Consider the following 18,948-nt stretch of genomic DNA (forward strand, 5'->3'; position numbering starts at 1 on the left):
CCTTATTAAAAGCTAGGGAGCCTTAGAGTAAATAAAATCTTCTAGGAGAAGATCTTAGAAACCGTAGTAAACACCAACAGCTGTTTGAGTGTCGGAATCAGCAGTAGAGTTAGCTTCAATGCTAGCTACTTCGCCGTATACATAAACATTTGATGCTAGGCTGTAAGTTACACCTGCACCGAACTCGTTGTAGTCATCACCAGAATCTGGAGAGATAACCTGTGCAGAAGCATAAATGTCACCAGCACCGTAACCGTAACGAGCAGCTAAACCGAAAGTGTCTTCGATGTCTTTAGTCGTCTCAAATTTTGCGCTTACATTCAAAGCTGGCATCACTTGGTAGCCAACATTCAAACCGATAGTGTTTTCGTCATCAGCTTGATCATTCTCAAGAGAATCGAAACCTAGAGCAACAGTCAAAGCATCAACACTGTATTTACCTACAAGTGTAACTGCAGTGCCATCATTTGCGTTATCACTACCTTTAACTTGTGCAGAAGCTTGAATCTCTAGACCACCAAAAGAAGGTGAGAAATAAGCGATAGTGTCGCCTTCAGTTGTAGTAGAGTTGTTGTTAAATCCTAGGTTCTCAAACTGATCTACAGAATCTTGAATAGCATTGTTGTAGATAGAATCGAAAGAGCCAACTTGTACTTTACCGAAGTTACCTTTCAAACCAACAAAAGCTTGATCAAGACGAGTTGAAACAGTGTTCTTCTCATCAGCATTAGCTTCAAGCTCGTACTTGAAGAAAGCAGTCAAATCTTCATTGATTGTTGTTTCGCCCTTGAAACCAAAAGTCGAACCGTTGTCTTCAAAGTCAGAACCAGCATCGTTGTCTGTGTATGCGTATTGGATGTTACCGTAAACGTCTACTGTAGAACCTTCAGCAGCATGAACAGATACAGCAGCAAAAGCAGCGCTAGATACTGCGATAGCAATAATCGATTTTTTCATTCTCGTTTCCCTTTAAATATATAGCTTTCTTGTAGGCGCTTGAATATTGCAAGCAACAGTCAATTAATCTAAAGATTCTGCAGAAATTGACAAGTAGGCGCGGCTTGCATGCACAAACAATCCACTCTGAGTGCTTTTTATATGAAATAATTCACCAATAAAGGACTAAAGTTGAAAGAAGAGCAAAAGAAAAAAACAAAAAACCTTAAAAATCAAAATGTTAATAAAAAACAAAGATAAACACTGAAAATAATGTGCATATAAAAACTACAATAAGTGAATTTTTAAACATCAAATAAGATTTTATGTGCAAAGATGAGCGAAATTTAGACAAAAGCATAGGAGGAGATGATGGCAAAGCCTATTTCATACTCCAATTAAATCAAAAAATGAAGGCGCTAAAATAACAACCTTTAAGGCGTGGTACGCATAGGTTACACATACAAGAGTAAAACAATTATATGAAAATTTATTGAAATGGGGGTGGGTCTTGTATGAAATGAAATTTCCGCTGCATCCTTGCAGCTAAACTCTTCCTGAGAAGTGACAGAGCCTCCATCCTGGAGGCATGAGTAATTCCTTTACTCTCTGTCTATCTAATAAACTATCCTGCTAATCTGGATTATGCAAGCGATAATTTACATTTTACTTAAAAAATACGCATACAGTGCAGGGTAAAATGCAGCTACCACATTAAGTCATCAGGTATTTGAAAGTCTGCATAAGGATCATCTTCAATACTTTCTGTACGGTTATTGCACACGAGAACATAAGAAGGATCACGCTCGGTTATTTTAACCGCAACAGGCTCAGCGATAAGTTCATAATTTTCATCAAGTTTTACTATCGCTAAGCGTCCGCAACTCAAGTCATTATGAATAGATTGGGTAACATACAATTTCTTAACTTTTTTATTATCAGTGAAGTGATAAGAAATATCACCACTCTCTCGTTTAATACGATTTTGCTCTATCATCTGTCGTATTTGCCCATGAACAGCCTTTTCTTCTATAAGCCTTTGGCGCTCTAAGTTTAACAGTCGATCTTTTTCAGCTTTCTCATCACGTTGACGCTTTAAAAGCTCTTGTCGGTCATCTACTTCGGTTGCAGAGACCTTACCCTTTTTAACTTTTTGCTTATGCTGTAAAGATTCAGCCTTTAGCTTCTTTACTTTCTTTTTATCTACAAGCCCAACACCTAGTAATTGCTCTTGCAGTGATTTTGCAGCCATTCCATTTCTCCTCTTATACCAACAAGTCTGCCGACTTCGCTATGGGACTTTAAAGCACCATAAACAACAAAAACAAAAAAAGCGACTTATAAAGTCGCTTTTTAGCATTCGCACTGCTGAGCAAAACCTCAGCAACGTTTACTCTTAATTATAGAGGAGTAACGTTTTGAGCTTCAGGGCCTTTTTTGCCTTGAGCTACTTGGAATTCAACTTTTTGGCCTTCAGCCAAAGTTTTGAAACCAGAAGTGTTGATTGCAGAGAAGTGAACAAAAACATCAGGACCAGAATCCTGAGTGATGAAACCGAAACCTTTAGTTTCGTTGAAAAATTTTACTGTACCAGTTACTACGTCAGACATGTCTGTTTATCCTGTAGGTTAAGTTAATTTATACGAAGATGTAAATCATCTACGTTATAGTGCTAAAAAAACTCGGTATTACTTATGACTTAACAGGACCGAACATACATGACGTATTATTCGCAACTCTGGACATAAATATTGCCAACTCTTTTAAACGAAACTGATTGTAGTCCGCTTTCAAGCGTTGGGTCAATGAAGTTTTAAAAAAAAATTACAGTACTTCATAATACAAACCTCAAATTATCACCGGATATATTTTAACTTCATGTTTTTTAAGAATATTTATAAAAATCTAACATCAAAAAAAACAAATGAAGAATAAAATATTTTTTACCAAGCCCCCCAACATCCATACATTTTTTGTAAAATAACACGCATTGACGTCAGTATTTTAGGTAGGATGCTCAAGCTGAATAGAAGCATAATTTTTTTTTACCCCCCATAAAACACAACTTTTCCCCTACCATTTTCACTAATATTGATACAGTTAGACAAATCCATTTTGAAAATTAGTACAGTCCAAGCACACATTTTTAATGTAATTCTATTAAGTGTATTTGCTACACCAACAGCTTGTACAGCAAACAAAAGCGAATCGGATAGCAAAGTAAACTACCGGACAGACTAATCTGCAAAGACTCCCCCGTAGACTCCCACCTTCGTCAGAATAACATCAACGATCACATCGTGTACTGATGCCCACTAAATGACACAAGGCGCGCTTAATATCCCGCACTGACGCACCGAAGGATAAGACAAGCGCAAACTGGATACAGAGGGTAAGCCATTACTACGTGGCATGAGTTCAGATAGACGATTTAAGGCGTTCTCTTTTGATGACCCGAGCAGACGCGTCGAAGAATGAGACAGGCGCAAGCGGGGCACAAAAGAGTAAGCCATTACAGCTTAGCCTATTAATTCCCCATAACGAAAAAACCTGACTTTGGAGCACGATACGACGACCACAATGATCTGAAGCGGTGCTTCATCACCTTCGGGCATCCTGCGGATGTCTTCCACTAGCACCTTCGGTGCATCGTGTGATCACATGTATCCAAAAGTAGTAAAGAGATAGATGACGATATTCCAAAACGAAAAAACCCCGCCCTGCTTCGCAGGACGAGGTTCTTTTCATTTTAAAGCTTGACGACGACCTACTCTCACATGGGATCTCCCACACTACCATCGGCGATGGCGCTTTTCACTTCTGAGTTCGGGATGGGATCAGGTGGTTCAACGCCTCTATGATCGTCAAGCAATTCGTTTTGCGTTTTGTTCTGGCTGGACTTTTTTCGTCTCACCACAACACGCGAATACGTGCTTGGATCTTTAACAATTCATTTTGAAATAGTGATAACCAAGTATCAAACCGATGCTCATCATTGCTGATGCTTTATCGTAATCTGTGTCTTTTGTGTTTCTAAAACCACTTTGGTGTTATATGGTCAAGCCTCACGAGCAATTAGTATTGGTTAGCTCAATGCCTCACAGCACTTACACACCCAACCTATCAACGTCCTAGTCTCGAACGGCTCTTTAGGGGACTTAGGTCCCAGTGAGATCTTATCTTAAGGGAGGCTTCCCGCTTAGATGCTTTCAGCGGTTATCCCGTCCGAACATAGCTACCCGGCAATGCCACTGGCGTGACAACCGGAACACCAGAGGTTCGTCCACTCCGGTCCTCTCGTACTAGGAGCAGCTCCTCTCAAATCTCAAACGTCCACGGCAGATAGGGACCGAACTGTCTCACGACGTTCTAAACCCAGCTCGCGTACCACTTTAAATGGCGAACAGCCATACCCTTGGGACCGGCTTCAGCCCCAGGATGTGATGAGCCGACATCGAGGTGCCAAACACCGCCGTCGATGTGAACTCTTGGGCGGTATCAGCCTGTTATCCCCGGAGTACCTTTTATCCGTTGAGCGATGGCCCTTCCATACAGAACCACCGGATCACTAAGACCTACTTTCGTACCTGCTCGACGTGTCTGTCTCGCAGTTAAGCGTGCTTTTGCCTTTACACTCTATGCATGATTTCCGACCATGCTGAGCACACCTTCGTGCTCCTCCGTTACTCTTTGGGAGGAGACCGCCCCAGTCAAACTACCCACCACACAGTGTCCTCGATCCGGATTACGGACCTGAGTTAGAACCTCAAACATACCAGGGTGGTATTTCAAGAGTGGCTCCACGGTAACTGGCGTCACCGCTTCAAAGCCTCCCACCTATCCTACACAAGTAGGTTCAAAGTTCACTGTGAAGCTATAGTAAAGGTTCACGGGGTCTTTCCGTCTAGCCGCGGATACACAGCATCTTCACTGCGATTTCAATTTCACTGAGTCTCGGGTGGAGACAGTGTGGCCATCGTTACGCCATTCGTGCAGGTCGGAACTTACCCGACAAGGAATTTCGCTACCTTAGGACCGTTATAGTTACGGCCGCCGTTTACTTGGGCTTCGATCAAGAGCTTCGCTTGCGCTAACCCCATCAATTAACCTTCAAGCACCGGGCAGGCGTCACACCCTATACGTCCACTTTCGTGTTTGCAGAGTGCTGTGTTTTTAATAAACAGTCGCAGCCACCTGGTATCTTCGACCGACTAGTGCTTACGGAGCAAGTCCTTCACACCGGCCGGCGTACCTTCTCCCGAAGTTACGGTACCATTTTGCCTAGTTCCTTCACCCGAGTTCTCTCAAGCGCCTTGGTATTCTCTACCTGACCACCTGTGTCGGTTTGGGGTACGGTTCCTGCATATCTGAAGCTTAGAAGTTTTTCCTGGAAGCATGGCATCAACCACTTCGCCCAAAAGAGGGCTCGTCATCAGTTCTCGGTCTTAAAAGGGCCCGGATTTGCCTAAGCCCTAAACCTACCGCCTTAAACACAGACAACCATCGCTGTGCTGGCCTAGCCTTCTCCGTCTCTCCATCGCAATATGCACGAGTACAGGAATATTAACCTGTTTCCCATCGACTACGCATTTCTGCCTCGCCTTAGGGGCCGACTCACCCTGCCCTGATTAACATGGGACAGGAAACCTTGGTCTTCCGGCGGGGGAGTTTTTCACTCCCCTTATCGTTACTCATGTCAACATTCGCACTTCTGATACCTCCAGCCTGCCTTACAGCTTGACCTTCAACGGCTTACAGAACGCTCCTCTACCATGCCTAGTAAACTAAGCATCCGTAGCTTCGGTGTACAGTTTGAGCCCCGTTATATCTTCCGCGCAGGCCGACTCGACTAGTGAGCTATTACGCTTTCTTTAAAGGATGGCTGCTTCTAAGCCAACCTCCTAGCTGTCTAAGCCTTCCCACATCGTTTCCCACTTAACTGTAACTTTGGGACCTTAGCTGACGGTCTGGGTTGTTTCCCTTTCCACGACGGACGTTAGCACCCGCCGTGTGTCTCCCGTAATTGCACTCATTGGTATTCGGAGTTTGCATGGGGTTGGTAAGTCGGGATGACCCCCTAGCCCAAACAGTGCTCTACCCCCAATGGTGAGATACGAGGCGCTACCTAAATAGCTTTCGAGGAGAACCAGCTATCTCCGAGCTTGATTAGCCTTTCACTCCTATCCACAAGTCATCCCCAGCCTTTTCAACGGATGTGGGTTCGGTCCTCCAGTTGATGTTACTCAACCTTCAACCTGCTCATGGATAGATCGCCCGGTTTCGGGTCTATTCCCAGCAACTAAACGCCCTATTAAGACTCGGTTTCCCTACGGCTCCACTATGTGCTTAACCTTGCTACTGAAAATAAGTCGTTGACCCATTATACAAAAGGTACGCAGTCACGGAACAAGTCCGCTCCCACTGCTTGTACGTACACGGTTTCAGGATCTATTTCACTCCCCTCACAGGGGTTCTTTTCGCCTTTCCCTCACGGTACTGGTTCACTATCGGTCAGTCAGGAGTATTTAGCCTTGGAGGATGGTCCCCCCATATTCAGACAGGATAACACGTGTCCCGTCCTACTCGTTTTCATGATTAAGGTGTTTTCGTATACGGGGCTATCACCCTCTACGGCGGCCCTTTCCAGAGCCTTCTACTAACACCAAAATCACTTAAGGGCTAATCCCCTTTCGCTCGCCGCTACTTAGGGAATCTCGGTTGATTTCTTTTCCTCCGGGTACTTAGATGTTTCAGTTCCCCGGGTTCGCCTCGTATGGCTATGTATTCACCATACGATACCCGCAAGCGGGTGGGTTTCCCCATTCGGACATGTTCGGATCAAAGCTTGTTTATCAACTCCCCGAACCTTTTCGCAGATTACCACGTCCTTCATCGCCTCTGACTGCCAAGGCATCCACCGTGCACGCTTGGTCACTTGACCATATAACCCAAAATAGTTTCGGATCACATACCAAAGGGCTTTTGTCCCCCTCTGGATTTACGATTTAGAAAGTCACCTAGGTTAAAGGTGCTTTCCACCGGTTTGACGCTTGATTATCGTCTATTTCAAAATTTGAATTGTTAAAGAGCAAGTTTAGTGCAAAGCACTAAGTCAGAGACTAAAAATCACCCAACACACGAATGCGTAAGATGTTTAGCGTCTTGCTTAGAACTCTCTTCTAATCTTTCACACAGTATCTTAAGTAAATGGTGGAGCTATGCGGGATCGAACCGCAGACCTCCTGCGTGCAAAGCAGGCGCTCTCCCAGCTGAGCTATAGCCCCATTATTTACTAGATTGTATTTGGTGGATTGAAGAACATATCTCTAATCAAATACCAGGTTTTCAAGAACAAGGCTTTTAAGGTCGACGTTTAGCTTGCTAAACGAGAGCTTAAATAACGATGTTATTGGAATTCTGGTGGGTCTGGGCCGATTTGAACGGCCGACCTCACCCTTATCAGGGGTGCGCTCTAACCAACTGAGCTACAGACCCAAATACAATATAACTTGCTGTTTGTTTTAGTTCGGTCGACCTCACCCTACTCTTTACCAAAATAAGGGGGTACGCTCTAACCAACAGAACAACAGATTAAAACACTTCTGTGCTTCTCATAAATTAGACATCAGATAATTTGTGTGAACGCTCACCAGAGGTTTCTATCGTTTAAGGAGGTGATCCAGCCCCAGGTTCCCCTAGGGCTACCTTGTTACGACTTCACCCCAGTCATTGACCACTCCGTGGTAACCGCCATCCCGAAGGTTAAGCTAGCTACTTCTGGAGCAATCAACTCCCATGGTGTGACGGGCGGTGTGTACAAGGCCCGGGAACGTATTCACCGTGACATTCTGATTCACGATTACTAGCGATTCCGACTTCATGGAGTCGAGTTGCAGACTCCAATCCGGACTACGACGTACTTTCTGGGATTCGCTTACTCTCGCAAGTTCGCAGCCCTCTGTATACGCCATTGTAGCACGTGTGTAGCCCTACTCGTAAGGGCCATGATGACTTGACGTCGTCCCCACCTTCCTCCGGTTTGTCACCGGCAGTCTCCTTAAAGTTCCCACCCGAAGTGCTGGCAAATAAGGATAAGGGTTGCGCTCGTTACGGGACTTAACCCAACATTTCACAACACGAGCTGACGACAGCCATGCAGCACCTGTCTCAGTGTTCCCGAAGGCACCAAAGCATCTCTGCTAAGTTCACTGGATGTCAAGAGTAGGTAAGGTTCTTCGCGTTGCTTCGAATTAAACCACATGCTCCACCGCTTGTGCGGGCCCCCGTCAATTCATTTGAGTTTTAACCTTGCGGCCGTACTCCCCAGGCGGTCTACTTATTGCGTTAGCTGCGCCACTAAGTCATTACAACCCAACGGCTAGTAGACATCGTTTACGGCGTGGACTACCAGGGTATCTAATCCTGTTTGCTCCCCACGCTTTCGCACCTCAGTGTCAGTATCAGTCCAGGGTGTCGCCTTCGCCACTGATGTTCCTTCCTATATCTACGCATTTCACCGCTACACAGGAAATTCCACACCCCTCTACCGTACTCTAGCCTGCCAGTATCGGGTGCCATTCCAAGGTTGAGCCCTGGGATTTCACATCCGACTTAACAAACCACCTACGCGCGCTTTACGCCCAGTAATTCCGATTAACGCTTGCACCCTCTGTATTACCGCGGCTGCTGGCACAGAGTTAGCCGGTGCTTCTTCTGGAGCTAACGTCAAAACACTTGGGTATTAACCAAACGCCCTTCCTCACTCCTGAAAGTGCTTTACAACCCTAAGGCCTTCTTCACACACGCGGCATGGCTGGATCAGGCTTCCGCCCATTGTCCAATATTCCCCACTGCTGCCTCCCGTAGGAGTCTGGGCCGTGTCTCAGTCCCAGTGTGACTGGTCATCCTCTCAGACCAGTTAGAGATCGTCGCCTTGGTAGGCCTTTACCCTACCAACTAGCTAATCTCACGCAGGCTCATCTAATAGCGGAAGGCTCCGAAAAGTCCCCTCCTTTCCCCCTCAGGGCGTATGCGGTATTAGCATGCGTTTCCACATGTTGTCCCCCTCTACTAGGCAGATTCCTACGCGTTACTCACCCGTCCGCCGCTCGTCAGCAGGAGCAAGCTCCCCTGTTACCGCTCGACTTGCATGTGTTAAGCCTGCCGCCAGCGTTCAATCTGAGCCATGATCAAACTCTTCAGTTAAAAAGTTTGCTTACTCAAAATCTATTACACTAACAATAACTTAATCGACTCACCGTTCCTAAAAACAATAAGCCAACATAAAGCGAATTGACGTGTTAGACGTTTCGCAAGACTTCAATTTTTTTGATCCTAAAAGGATCTTCTGAAGCCTCCAGCGAGCGCCCACACAAATTATCTGATTATCTATTTTAAAGAGCGTTTGACACCTTGTTCAACTTACTTACCTTGGTAAGTGCAAACCTTCGCTTGCGTTGTTCTCCGTGTCAGTGGGGGCGTATAATACATTCTGAATTTTTTAGCGCAAGCTCTTTTTTCACTTTTTATGAAAAGTTTTTATTTTTCTTCTCTAAGCCCCACATAAACAAAAAGACACCTAAGTGTCTTTTTGTTGGAACGGAACTAAACGCTAACCACCAACGTAACTCAACATTACGCCTGCCGCGACAGCAGAACCAATTACACCTGCAACGTTCGGCCCCATCGCATGCATCAAAAGGAAGTTTTGTTTATTGGCTTCAAGCCCGACTTTATTAGCGACACGCGCAGCCATGGGAACAGCTGAAACACCTGCCGCGCCAATAAGTGGGTTTATAGCTTCATTGGAGAATCGATTCATTACCTTCGCCATTAATACGCCAGCAGCTGTACCAATAGAAAAAGCAACCAAACCCAAACCTAATATTCCAAGTGTTTCTAAATTTAAGAAAGCCTCAGAACTCAGCTTTGACCCTACCCCTAAACCTAAGAAGATAGTAACAATATTAATCAACGCATTTTGAGCCGTATCGCTTAAGCGATTAACAACGCCACACTCTCGCATCAAGTTACCAAAACAAAACATCCCTAATAGAGGCGCTGCAGATGGCAAAAACATAGCGACAAGAATAGTCACAACAATAGGGAAGACAATCTTCTCTTTTTTAGTAACAGGTCTAAGCTGCTCCATTTTAATAGAGCGCTCTTCTTTGGTTGTTAGCGCTCGCATTATTGGCGGTTGAATAAGCGGAACTAACGCCATGTAAGAATAAGCAGCAACAGCAATGGCACCCAATAAATCAGGAGCTAATCGGCTAGCAACAAAAATAGCTGTCGGACCATCTGCACCACCGATAATACCAATTGCAGCAGCATCCGCTAATGAGAAATCCATAATACCTGAAGCACCAAGAAGCACCGCCCCAATTACGGTAGCAAAAATACCAAACTGTGCAGCAGCCCCAAGAAGCAAGGTTTTAGGGTTCGCCAACATAGGACCGAAATCCGTCATGGCTCCAACCCCCATGAAAATGAGCAACGGAAACAAGCCCGTCTCAATTCCTCCATGGTAGATATAATATTGCAGCCCACCTGGCGACACCATGTGACCAGCGGCATCATAGACAGGAGCCGCCATAAATCCTGCACCAGGAATATTGACAAGCACCGCCCCAATACCGATAGGCAACAGCAATAACGGCTCAAAGCCTTTCTTTATCGCCAAAAAGACCAACAACAAACCGACACAGATCATCACAAACTGGCCAAATTCGAGCTGATAAATCCCAGTATCGTGGTAAAGGTTTAATAATTTATTTTCCATTTTAAACTTGTTCCTTTAACTACAAAGTGAGAAGCGACTGACCGACCTGTACGGAGTCACCTTCTTTTACATTAATGGAACCCACGACACCTGACTTAGGCGCAGAGATCTCAGTCTCCATTTTCATCGCCTCTAGAATCATGACGGTATCGCCTTCATTCACTTGCTGCCCTGAAGACACGAGCACTTTGAATATATTGCCTGCTAATGGAGAAGGCACATCCTCGCCAGAAGCTTGTGCTGGCGCTGATACCGGTACCGGAGAAGTTTGAGCACTTGCTACTGGCTGAATATTACTTACATCACCACCTTCCGACACCTGAACAACAAAGCTCTGCCCTGAAACTGAAACAGTATAAACACTCGCCTCGCTCGAAGGGGCGCTCGCCGCTACTGACGTACTTTCAACGGCATCTTCAATGGAAGGAGCTGGCTCAAAAGCACTAGAATCCCCGCGATTTTGCAAGAATTTCAGCCCGATTTGAGGAAACAAAGCATACGTTAAAACATCATCAATCTGATCACTTGATAGGGAAATACTCTTTTCCTTGGCAAGAGCAACCAATTCATCGGTCAATTTCTCCATTTCTGGTGACAACAAATCAGCTGGTCGGCAAGTGATCGCCTCGGAACCATCCAACACTCTCGCCTGCAATTCACGATTAAACTCAGCTGGCGCAGCACCGTATTCCCCTTTCAAAATACCTGCTGTCTCTTTTGAAATTGATTTATAACGCTCACCTGTTAGGACATTCAAAACAGCCTGAGTACCAACAATCTGAGAAGTAGGCGTAACAAGTGGAATCAAACCTAGATCTTCACGAACTTTTGGTATCTCTTTTAACACTTCATCAAACTTATCTGCAGCACCTTGCTCTTTCAACTGACTTTCCATGTTCGTTAACATGCCACCAGGAACTTGAGCTATCAAAATACGAGAATCTGTACCACGAAGAGACCCTTCAAACTTCGCATACTTTTTCCTTACATCTCGGAAATACGAAGCAATTTCTTCTAGCAACTCTAAATCCAAGCCTGTATCTCTATCTGTACCCTGCAAAGCTGCAACTACAGATTCTGTTGCGCTATGACCGTATGTCATCGACATAGAAGAAATCGCAGTATCAACACGATCCACGCCAGCCTCAACCGCTTTTAGTATCGTCATATCTGACAAGCCAGAAGTTGCGTGTGCATGCAATTGAACTTCTAATTGAGTTTGAGCTTTAAGCAAACTCACCAACTCAAAAGCATCATATGGAGTTAAAATCCCCGACATATCCTTGATGGCAATAGAGTCCGCACCCATATCCTCAAGCGTTTTGGCATAATCAACCCAGTTCTGAGTTGTATGTACTCGACTCTTAGTATAAGAAATAGTGCCTTGTGCATGCTTACCCTGCTGCTTAACCGCCTTAATCGCCGTTTCCAAGTTACGAGGATCATTCATTGCATCAAAAATTCGAAAAACATCTACGCCATTAAACGCAGCCCGCTCCACAAATTTATTAACTACATCATCGGCATAGTGACGGTAACCAAGCAAGTTTTGCCCGCGCAACAACATTTGCTGAGGCGTATTAGGCATTGCCTTTTTAAGCTCACGAATACGCTCCCATGGATCCTCACCAATAAAGCGAATACAAGCATCAAACGTCGCCCCGCCCCAAGACTCAAGCGACCAAAAGCCAACTTGATCAAGCTTTTCAGCAATAGGAAGCATATCGTCAATACGCATACGCGTAGCAAACAAAGATTGGTGAGCATCACGCAAAACGACATCAGTAATGCCAAGAGGTTGCTTTGTTGTTGTCATGTTTCTGCCTCGTAGAGAGTAAAGTTATTAATATGAGATTAGGATTTTTTACTTTTTTGATGCTGGTGAACTGCTGCGGTAATAACGGCTGTCAGTTGCGCATCGACACCAGAGGGGGTCAAAACCTTTGGCGCAGAATTTGGAGCAACAACAGCTTGCTCAGGGAACCAATTATTAAGCAGACGCGACATGAACTTAGTCGCATATATCAAGACAACCAGAAACAGGAAAACAAACCCCATTCCCAAGACCATCAGCCCAAAACCATCTTCTATCAGCCCATTCATAGCATTAACACCTTATTTATCTTGCCTTGTTTGTACAGACCTAATGTGATCAGATGCACACACAGCAGCACTGTTTATTTGTTATAGATAGTTTTTATCATAAACCAGAACAGTTTCATATTTTTTTCGCATAACAGTTAGACTTATTTCGTGAACAATTCCCTAGAAAAAGCACCTTTTCCCATTAAAAGAGCACACAAGAATAATATTGTACTGGCCGTAGCCCCAATGGAGGGTGTTATGGATCACACAATGAGAGCATTACTTTCCAGAATTGGTGGAATGGACTATTTAGTTTCCGAATTCATTAGGGTTACGCAATACCCCATCCCTTCAAGCACATTTAAACGCCTTATTCCTGAAAACCAACAGGCAGCAAAAACACAATACAATCACCCAGTCCACACACAATTACTAGGCAGCAATGCTGAACTCATGGCACAAAGTGCGTTAAATGCTGTTGAGGCTGGTGCCACACATATCGATGTAAATTTTGGCTGCCCAGCAAAACGTGTAAATGGTCATGGCGGTGGCTCAGTGCTACTGCAAACGCCAGATACATTGCACGAGATCATGAGCGCCATTCGCAAAAGCCTACCAAACGAAATCCCTGTCTCTGCAAAAATTCGCTTAGGCTTTGAGAATGAAGACCTATTATTTGAAAATGTGGCAGCAATTGAAGCCGCTGGAGTAGGTACACTGACAATCCATGGGCGGACCAAAAAAGATGGCTACAAGCCACCGGCTCGCTGGGAAAAAATTGGCGCAATTCAGGATAAGACAAAAATGATCGTTGTCGCAAATGGCGACATCATAGACACAGAGTCCCTACTGCGCTGTCAAGCCATCACAGGCTGCCAACATTTTATGATTGGAAGAGGCTCTCTTAATAACCCATTTATTTTTCAACAACTAAGAGCCGAGCTAAACTGTGAAATAAGCAGCATTGATAAATCCACTTTTATAAAGCTATTCAGCACTTACACTAAGGAACTGAAACAGCACTATGATGAGGTTGCAACACTTGGCAGGTTAAAACAATGGTGCGGACACTTACGCTTCAATTTTGTAGAAATCAAAGAAAACCTGCAGGCACTACGTCGTAGCAAAAATACAGACGAAATAACAACGTGCTTTGAAGAAATAATGAAATAACAAAGGAGGTAAAAAATATTGGGAGGATATAAATATTTGGGGAGATAAATAAGAAAAGGAAATGGTGCACCCGAGAGGATTCGAACCTCTGACCGCTCGGTTCGTAGCCGAGTACTCTATCCAGCTGAGCTACGGGTGCATAGCAATTTTTTAGTACATTTTAAATGTGGATAAATAAAAAATGCATTGGGGAATGAATGGTGCACCCGAGAGGATTCGAACCTCTGACCGCTCGGTTCGTAGCCGAGTACTCTATCCAGCTGAGCTACGGGTGCATAGCAATTTATTCCTACATTTTATTCTGGATAAAACAAAATGTATTTTTGAAATGGTGCACCCGAGAGGATTCGAACCTCTGACCGCTCGGTTCGTAGCCGAGTACTCTATCCAGCTGAGCTACGGGTGCACTGCAATTTCTTTTCTCTTTTTATTTAGAAAGGATAGTCTCTAAATAAAACTTGAAATGGCGGAGAGTGAGGGATTCGAACCCTCGATGAGTGTTAACCCATACACCCTTAGCAGGGGCGCGCCTTCGGCCACTCGGCCAACTCTCCGTAACAAGTGGGGCGCATTATATACGACACATTTGTCTTGTAAAGGCTTTTTTTAAAATTAATCTTCTAAATCTTGATCGTCTTGTTCTTTTTGAATGCGTAGATAAATCTCTTCACGATGAACAGAAACATCTTTAGGTGCATTAATACCAATACGAACCTGATTACCTTTTACGCCTAATACAGTGACAGAAACCTCGTCACCAACCATTAAAGTTTCACCAACACGTCTAGTAAGAATAAGCATTTGAGCAATCTCCCTGTAATAGCTTTTAAATGTTTTTAGTCGAATTGCCTTACACATGGTGTAGGGCAATTCCTACAAGGGCTATTGTAGCCCCTCTCTAAAAATTAAACCATCCATTCGTACAGGGTTTTATGTATCCAATTGTTACGCTTCGCTCACGCCTGGTGTCGCTTCGTTTAATTTGAATGCTGAATGTAAAGCTCGAACAGCCAACTCCATGTATTTTTCATCAATAATGACTGAAACTTTAATTTCTGATGTCGAAATCAGCTGAATATTTATCGACTCAGCAGCCAAAGCCTTGAACATTGTGCTCGCCACGCCGGCATGAGAGCGCATCCCCACCCCCACAATAGACACCTTAGCGATCTTAGCATCAGACAACACGGCTTTCGCACCAAGCTCACTCGCAATCGTATTCAATGTTGCAAGCGCCTGATCATATTCATTGCGATGAACAGTAAAGGTAAAGTCAGTCGTACCATCCACAGATACGTTTTGAACAATCATATCTACTTCTATGTTGGCATCGCTAATAGGGCCAAGAATACGAGAAGCGATACCAGGTATATCAGGCACACCTTTCAGGGTTAACTTTGCCTCATCTCTATTGAATGCAATCCCAGAAACCGCTGGTTGCTCCATACCCTTAACCCCCTCAGTTGTAATCAATGTACCTTCACCTTCAACAAAACTAGACAGTACCCTCAGTGGCACTTGATATTTACCAGCAAACTCTACAGAGCGAATCTGCAACACTTTAGAACCAAGACTGGCCATCTCCAACATTTCTTCAAAGGTAATCTTTTCCAAACGTCGAGCACTGTCCACAACCCTAGGATCTGTCGTATAAACGCCATCAACGTCCGTGTAGATCTGGCATTCATCCGCCTTTAAAGCCGCCGCCAAAGCCACACCAGTCGTATCTGAGCCACCTCGCCCCAGAGTCGTAATATTGCCAAACTCATCCGCCCCTTGAAAACCGGCCGCTACAATCACTCGTCCAGCATCTAAGTCTGCACGCATCGCTTCGGTGTCAATTTTTTGGATTCTAGCCTTACCATGTGCGTTGTCAGTTGTAATACGAATTTGAGATCCCGTATAAGAACGAGCATCAAGCCCACGCTTCATCAACGCCATTGACAAAAGAGCGATGGTAACCTGCTCCCCTGTCGACAAAAGAACATCCATCTCCCGCGCATTAGGTGAAGCACTGATGCTTTTAGCAAGATCAATCAGTCTATTGGTCTCACCACTCATAGCCGAAACAACTACGACAATATCATCGCCTTGTTGCTTATGCTTTAACACTCGATCTGCAACCGCTTCGATACGCTCTATAGTACCTACCGAAGTGCCGCCGTATTTTTGAACTAACAACGCCATAATCTTTCTATCACCCAAATCAAAGCTCAAACAGAGCGTATCAAGTTATACTCGTTCAGCAACCCAATCAGGCACTAACGCAAGCGCAGCAGGCAAACCATCTGGATTATTACCACCAGCCTGAGCCATATCAGGACGACCACCGCCCTTACCATCAACCAAAGGTGCAACCATCTTAATCAGGTCACCCGCTTTCACGTTTTTAGTCAGTTCTTTTGTTACACCAGCAATCAAACTTACCTTACCATCATTCACCGCTGCCAAAAGAATAACGGCAGATTCAAGCTTGCTCTTCAACTCATCAAGCAAATCGCGCAATGCTTTTGGATCTTCCACTTCAACTTGAGCGACCAACAACTTACCGCCATTGATATCCACTGCCTGAGAAGCCAAATCAGCACCAGCCAAAGCTGCCATTTTGCTTTTCACTGCATCCAGCTCTTTTTGCAAGCTACGAGCATGATCATTTAAGGCCACAACTTTATCTAGAACACTGTCTTGATTGCCTTTAACAAGACTGGCAATACCGTCAAGAATTGACTCTGTTTGACGCGTTGTATCAATCGCAACTTTACCCGTCACCGCTTCTATACGACGAACACCGGCTGCAATACCGCTCTCTGAAACAATTTTAAAGAAACCAATGTCACCTGTGCGGCTTACGTGAGTACCACCACATAACTCAATCGAGTAATCAGCGCCCATCGTCAACACACGCACTTCGCTGTCATACTTTTCGCCAAATAACGCCATAGCGCCTTTCGCTTTAGCGGACTCGACATCCATAATGTCTGTTTCTACAACACGGTTTAAACGAATCTGTTCGTTTACCATATCTTCGATTTGCTCAATTTCGGTCGCTGTCACACCTTCAAAATGCGAAAAATCGAAACGCAAACGCTCCGCGTTTACCAAAGAGCCTTTCTGCAGAACATGATCCCCCAAAATACGACGTAACGCTTCATGCATTAAGTGAGTCGCAGAGTGATTCAATGTTGTAGCCATACGCAAAGTACGATCTACCTCACCCGTCACTTGATCTCCAACAGTCAAACTACCTTCTTTTAACTCACCATAATGCAGGTGTGCCTTAGCTTGTTTTGTTGTGTTAGAAACTTTGAACGCTCCTGCGCCACGCAACCAACCTTGGTCACCAACTTGACCACCAGACTCAGCGTAAAACGGAGTCGATTTCAAAACGACAGCGGCAACTTGACCTGCCTCAATAGACTGAACAGATTCACCGTCAACAAGGATCATTTCAATTTCGCAAGCACCAGCCAGATTGTCATAACCAGTGAACTCAGTAACAGAGTCCAGCTTTATACTGCCGGACATATCCATAGAGAAATTGCTTGCTGAGCGAGCACGAGCACGTTGTGCATCCATTGCAACTTCAAATCCAGCTTCATCAATCTCTAGATCATTCTCACGAGCGACATCATTGGTTAAATCTGCTGGAAAACCATAAGTGTCATAAAGTTTAAACACTGTCTCGCCAGGAATAACTTTTTTATCGCCTAGTTCAGAAATCGCTTCCTCAAGGATTTTCATCCCTTGATCAAGCGTCTTAGCAAACTGCTCTTCTTCTTTTAACAGAATAGAAGCAACACGCTCTTTTAACTTAGTTAGCTCTGGGTAAGCTTCACCCATTTCAACATCAAGCGCTTCTACCAACTTATGGAAAAAGACACCTTTTTGACCCAGCTTATTACCGTGACGAATGGCACGACGAATAATACGACGCAAGACATAACCACGACCTTCATTCGACGGAATCACACCATCGACGATCATGAAGGAACAAGAACGAATATGGTCTGCAATAACGCGAAGAGACTGCGCACTCAGATCCTGAGTACCAACAACTTTTGCCGCAGCTTTGATTAGATTCTGAAACAAATCGATTTCATAGTTACTGTGAACACCTTGCAGAATTGCAGCAATACGTTCTAAGCCCATGCCAGTATCAACAGAAGGCTTAGGCAAAGGCGCCATCTCACCATCAGCAGAACGATTAAACTGCATGAAGACCACGTTCCAGATTTCGATAAAACGGTCACCATCTTCTTCCGGAGAACCTGGAGGCCCACCCCAAATATGCTCACCATGATCATAAAATACTTCAGTACAAGGACCGCATGGCCCTGTGTCGCCCATTGCCCAGAAGTTATCAGACTGGTAACGGCCACCTTTGTTATCGCCAATGCGAACGATTTTTTCTGCAGGCAGACCTATATCTTTATTCCAAATATCGTAGGCTTCATCGTCTTCAGCATAAACCGTTACCAAGAGTTTCTCTGTTGGCAACTTCAACACAACGGTTAGAAACTCCCAAGCATAATGAATGGCATCTTTTTTAAAGTAATCACCAAAGCTGAAGTTACCTAGCATTTCAAAGAAAGTATGATGACGCGCCGTGTAACCAACGTTTTCTAGGTCATTGTGCTTGCCACCCGCTCGCACACAACGCTGAGACGTTGTTGCTCGTGAGTATGGACGAAGATCCTCTCCCAAAAACACGTCTTTAAACTGGACCATGCCAGCATTGGTGAACAACAAAGTCGGATCATTTCCTGGTACCAAAGAGCTGGATTCCACGATTTGATGCTGCTTACTTTCAAAGTACGATAAAAATGACTGGCGTAACTCAGAACTCTTCATAATGGGATGAGTCTCTATCTCTATTTTCTGGACGAATTGGATTGCGTGAATGGCAGATTAACACATGCCTACTCGATGCAATGAAAAGCACAAAATAGTACACGCAAAGGATAGGTGTT

The 18,948-nt window shown here is 44.5% G+C and carries 10 protein-coding genes, 6 tRNA genes and 3 rRNA genes; 1 reads left to right on the forward strand and 18 read right to left on the reverse strand.

What is annotated here, in order from left to right:
- Positions 1-54: 54 nt before the first annotated feature.
- The 11 genes from C1X04_RS14870 to C1X04_RS14920 form a co-directional block, all read right to left on the reverse strand.
- On the reverse strand, positions 55-957 hold the full coding sequence (locus C1X04_RS14870) for a porin (protein WP_137170347.1): 903 nt from the start codon (positions 955-957) through the stop codon (positions 55-57).
- A 685-nt stretch (positions 958-1,642) separates the two neighbouring features.
- Entirely contained in the window at positions 1,643-2,188 is a 546-nt protein-coding gene (locus C1X04_RS14875) for a DUF2058 domain-containing protein (protein ID WP_110577453.1), read from the reverse strand.
- A gap of 148 nt (positions 2,189-2,336) precedes the next feature.
- Positions 2,337-2,546, reverse strand: coding sequence for a cold-shock protein (locus tag C1X04_RS14880; RefSeq protein WP_024024079.1), 210 nt, complete (start codon positions 2,544-2,546; stop codon positions 2,337-2,339).
- Positions 2,547-3,690: 1,144 nt separating this feature from the next.
- Positions 3,691-3,805: ribosomal RNA gene (gene rrf, locus C1X04_RS14885) — 5S ribosomal RNA — on the reverse strand.
- Between the two features lie 185 nt (positions 3,806-3,990).
- A 23S ribosomal RNA gene (locus C1X04_RS14890) occupies positions 3,991-6,877 on the reverse strand.
- Positions 6,878-7,144: 267 nt separating this feature from the next.
- A tRNA-Ala gene (locus C1X04_RS14895) sits at positions 7,145-7,220 on the reverse strand.
- A 134-nt stretch (positions 7,221-7,354) separates the two neighbouring features.
- Positions 7,355-7,431 (reverse strand) — tRNA-Ile (locus C1X04_RS14900).
- A 172-nt stretch (positions 7,432-7,603) separates the two neighbouring features.
- Positions 7,604-9,141 (reverse strand): 16S ribosomal RNA (locus tag C1X04_RS14905).
- Together the 16S, 23S and 5S rRNA genes with 2 tRNA genes alongside form the textbook arrangement of a ribosomal RNA operon.
- Before the next feature lie 406 nt (positions 9,142-9,547).
- Positions 9,548-10,720 carry a sodium ion-translocating decarboxylase subunit beta gene (locus C1X04_RS14910; RefSeq protein ID WP_110577009.1) on the reverse strand — a complete coding sequence of 391 codons (1,173 nt, stop codon included), beginning with the start codon at positions 10,718-10,720 and terminating at the stop codon, positions 9,548-9,550.
- Between the two features lie 19 nt (positions 10,721-10,739).
- Positions 10,740-12,536 carry a sodium-extruding oxaloacetate decarboxylase subunit alpha gene (gene oadA / locus C1X04_RS14915; protein WP_137170348.1) on the reverse strand — a complete coding sequence of 599 codons (1,797 nt, stop codon included), beginning with the start codon at positions 12,534-12,536 and terminating at the stop codon, positions 10,740-10,742.
- 38 nt (positions 12,537-12,574) lie between these two features.
- Positions 12,575-12,823, reverse strand: a complete 249-nt coding sequence (locus tag C1X04_RS14920) for an OadG family protein (protein ID WP_137170349.1) — start codon at positions 12,821-12,823, stop codon at positions 12,575-12,577.
- 228 nt (positions 12,824-13,051) lie between these two features.
- On the opposite strand from C1X04_RS14920, the gene C1X04_RS14925 reads away from it, so the two are divergent.
- The gene (locus C1X04_RS14925; protein WP_175404991.1) at positions 13,052-13,978 is read left to right on the forward strand and encodes a tRNA-dihydrouridine synthase; all 927 of its coding nucleotides are present in this window, start codon (positions 13,052-13,054) and stop codon (positions 13,976-13,978) included.
- 62 nt (positions 13,979-14,040) lie between these two features.
- Here C1X04_RS14925 and C1X04_RS14930 read toward each other — a convergent pair.
- The 7 genes from C1X04_RS14930 to alaS all read right to left on the reverse strand — a co-directional run bounded on the left by C1X04_RS14930 (position 14,041) and on the right by alaS (position 18,829).
- Positions 14,041-14,117 (reverse strand) — tRNA-Arg (locus tag C1X04_RS14930).
- A gap of 59 nt (positions 14,118-14,176) precedes the next feature.
- Positions 14,177-14,253 (reverse strand) — tRNA-Arg (locus tag C1X04_RS14935).
- Positions 14,254-14,307: 54 nt separating this feature from the next.
- Positions 14,308-14,384, reverse strand: a tRNA-Arg gene (locus tag C1X04_RS14940).
- A gap of 58 nt (positions 14,385-14,442) precedes the next feature.
- Positions 14,443-14,532: transfer RNA gene (locus C1X04_RS14945), tRNA-Ser, on the reverse strand.
- A gap of 58 nt (positions 14,533-14,590) precedes the next feature.
- Positions 14,591-14,779 (reverse strand): carbon storage regulator CsrA, encoded by a 189-nt coding sequence (gene csrA, locus C1X04_RS14950; protein ID WP_110577005.1) that lies wholly within the window; start codon positions 14,777-14,779, stop codon positions 14,591-14,593.
- 144 nt (positions 14,780-14,923) lie between these two features.
- Positions 14,924-16,165 (reverse strand): aspartate kinase, encoded by a 1,242-nt coding sequence (locus C1X04_RS14955; protein ID WP_110577004.1) that lies wholly within the window; start codon positions 16,163-16,165, stop codon positions 14,924-14,926.
- 45 nt (positions 16,166-16,210) lie between these two features.
- Positions 16,211-18,829: an alanine--tRNA ligase gene (gene alaS, locus C1X04_RS14960; protein ID WP_137170351.1), complete on the reverse strand. Its 2,619-nt coding sequence runs from the start codon at positions 18,827-18,829 to the stop codon at positions 16,211-16,213.
- Between the last annotated feature and the right edge of the window lie 119 nt (positions 18,830-18,948).

The organism is Marinomonas sp. FW-1, from assembly GCF_005222245.1.
Classification (GTDB): Bacteria; Pseudomonadota; Gammaproteobacteria; order Pseudomonadales; family Marinomonadaceae; genus Marinomonas; species Marinomonas alcarazii.

Bases quoted from the DNA above. Each gene is read 5' to 3' on its own strand.
- oadA (WP_137170348.1), bottom strand. From the start codon at position 12,536: ATGACAACAACAAAGCAACCTCTTGGCATTACTGATGTCGTTTTGCGT.
- C1X04_RS14870 (WP_137170347.1), bottom strand. From the start codon at position 957: ATGAAAAAATCGATTATTGCTATCGCAGTATCTAGCGCTGCTTTTGCT.
- C1X04_RS14920 (WP_137170349.1), bottom strand. From the start codon at position 12,823: ATGAATGGGCTGATAGAAGATGGTTTTGGGCTGATGGTCTTGGGAATG.
- C1X04_RS14925 (WP_175404991.1), top strand. From the start codon at position 13,052: ATGGAGGGTGTTATGGATCACACAATGAGAGCATTACTTTCCAGAATT.
- csrA (WP_110577005.1), bottom strand. From the start codon at position 14,779: ATGCTTATTCTTACTAGACGTGTTGGTGAAACTTTAATGGTTGGTGAC.
- C1X04_RS14875 (WP_110577453.1), bottom strand. From the start codon at position 2,188: ATGGCTGCAAAATCACTGCAAGAGCAATTACTAGGTGTTGGGCTTGTA.
- C1X04_RS14910 (WP_110577009.1), bottom strand. From the start codon at position 10,720: ATGGAAAATAAATTATTAAACCTTTACCACGATACTGGGATTTATCAG.
- C1X04_RS14880 (WP_024024079.1), bottom strand. From the start codon at position 2,546: ATGTCTGACGTAGTAACTGGTACAGTAAAATTTTTCAACGAAACTAAA.
- C1X04_RS14955 (WP_110577004.1), bottom strand. From the start codon at position 16,165: ATGGCGTTGTTAGTTCAAAAATACGGCGGCACTTCGGTAGGTACTATA.
- alaS (WP_137170351.1), bottom strand. From the start codon at position 18,829: ATGAAGAGTTCTGAGTTACGCCAGTCATTTTTATCGTACTTTGAAAGT.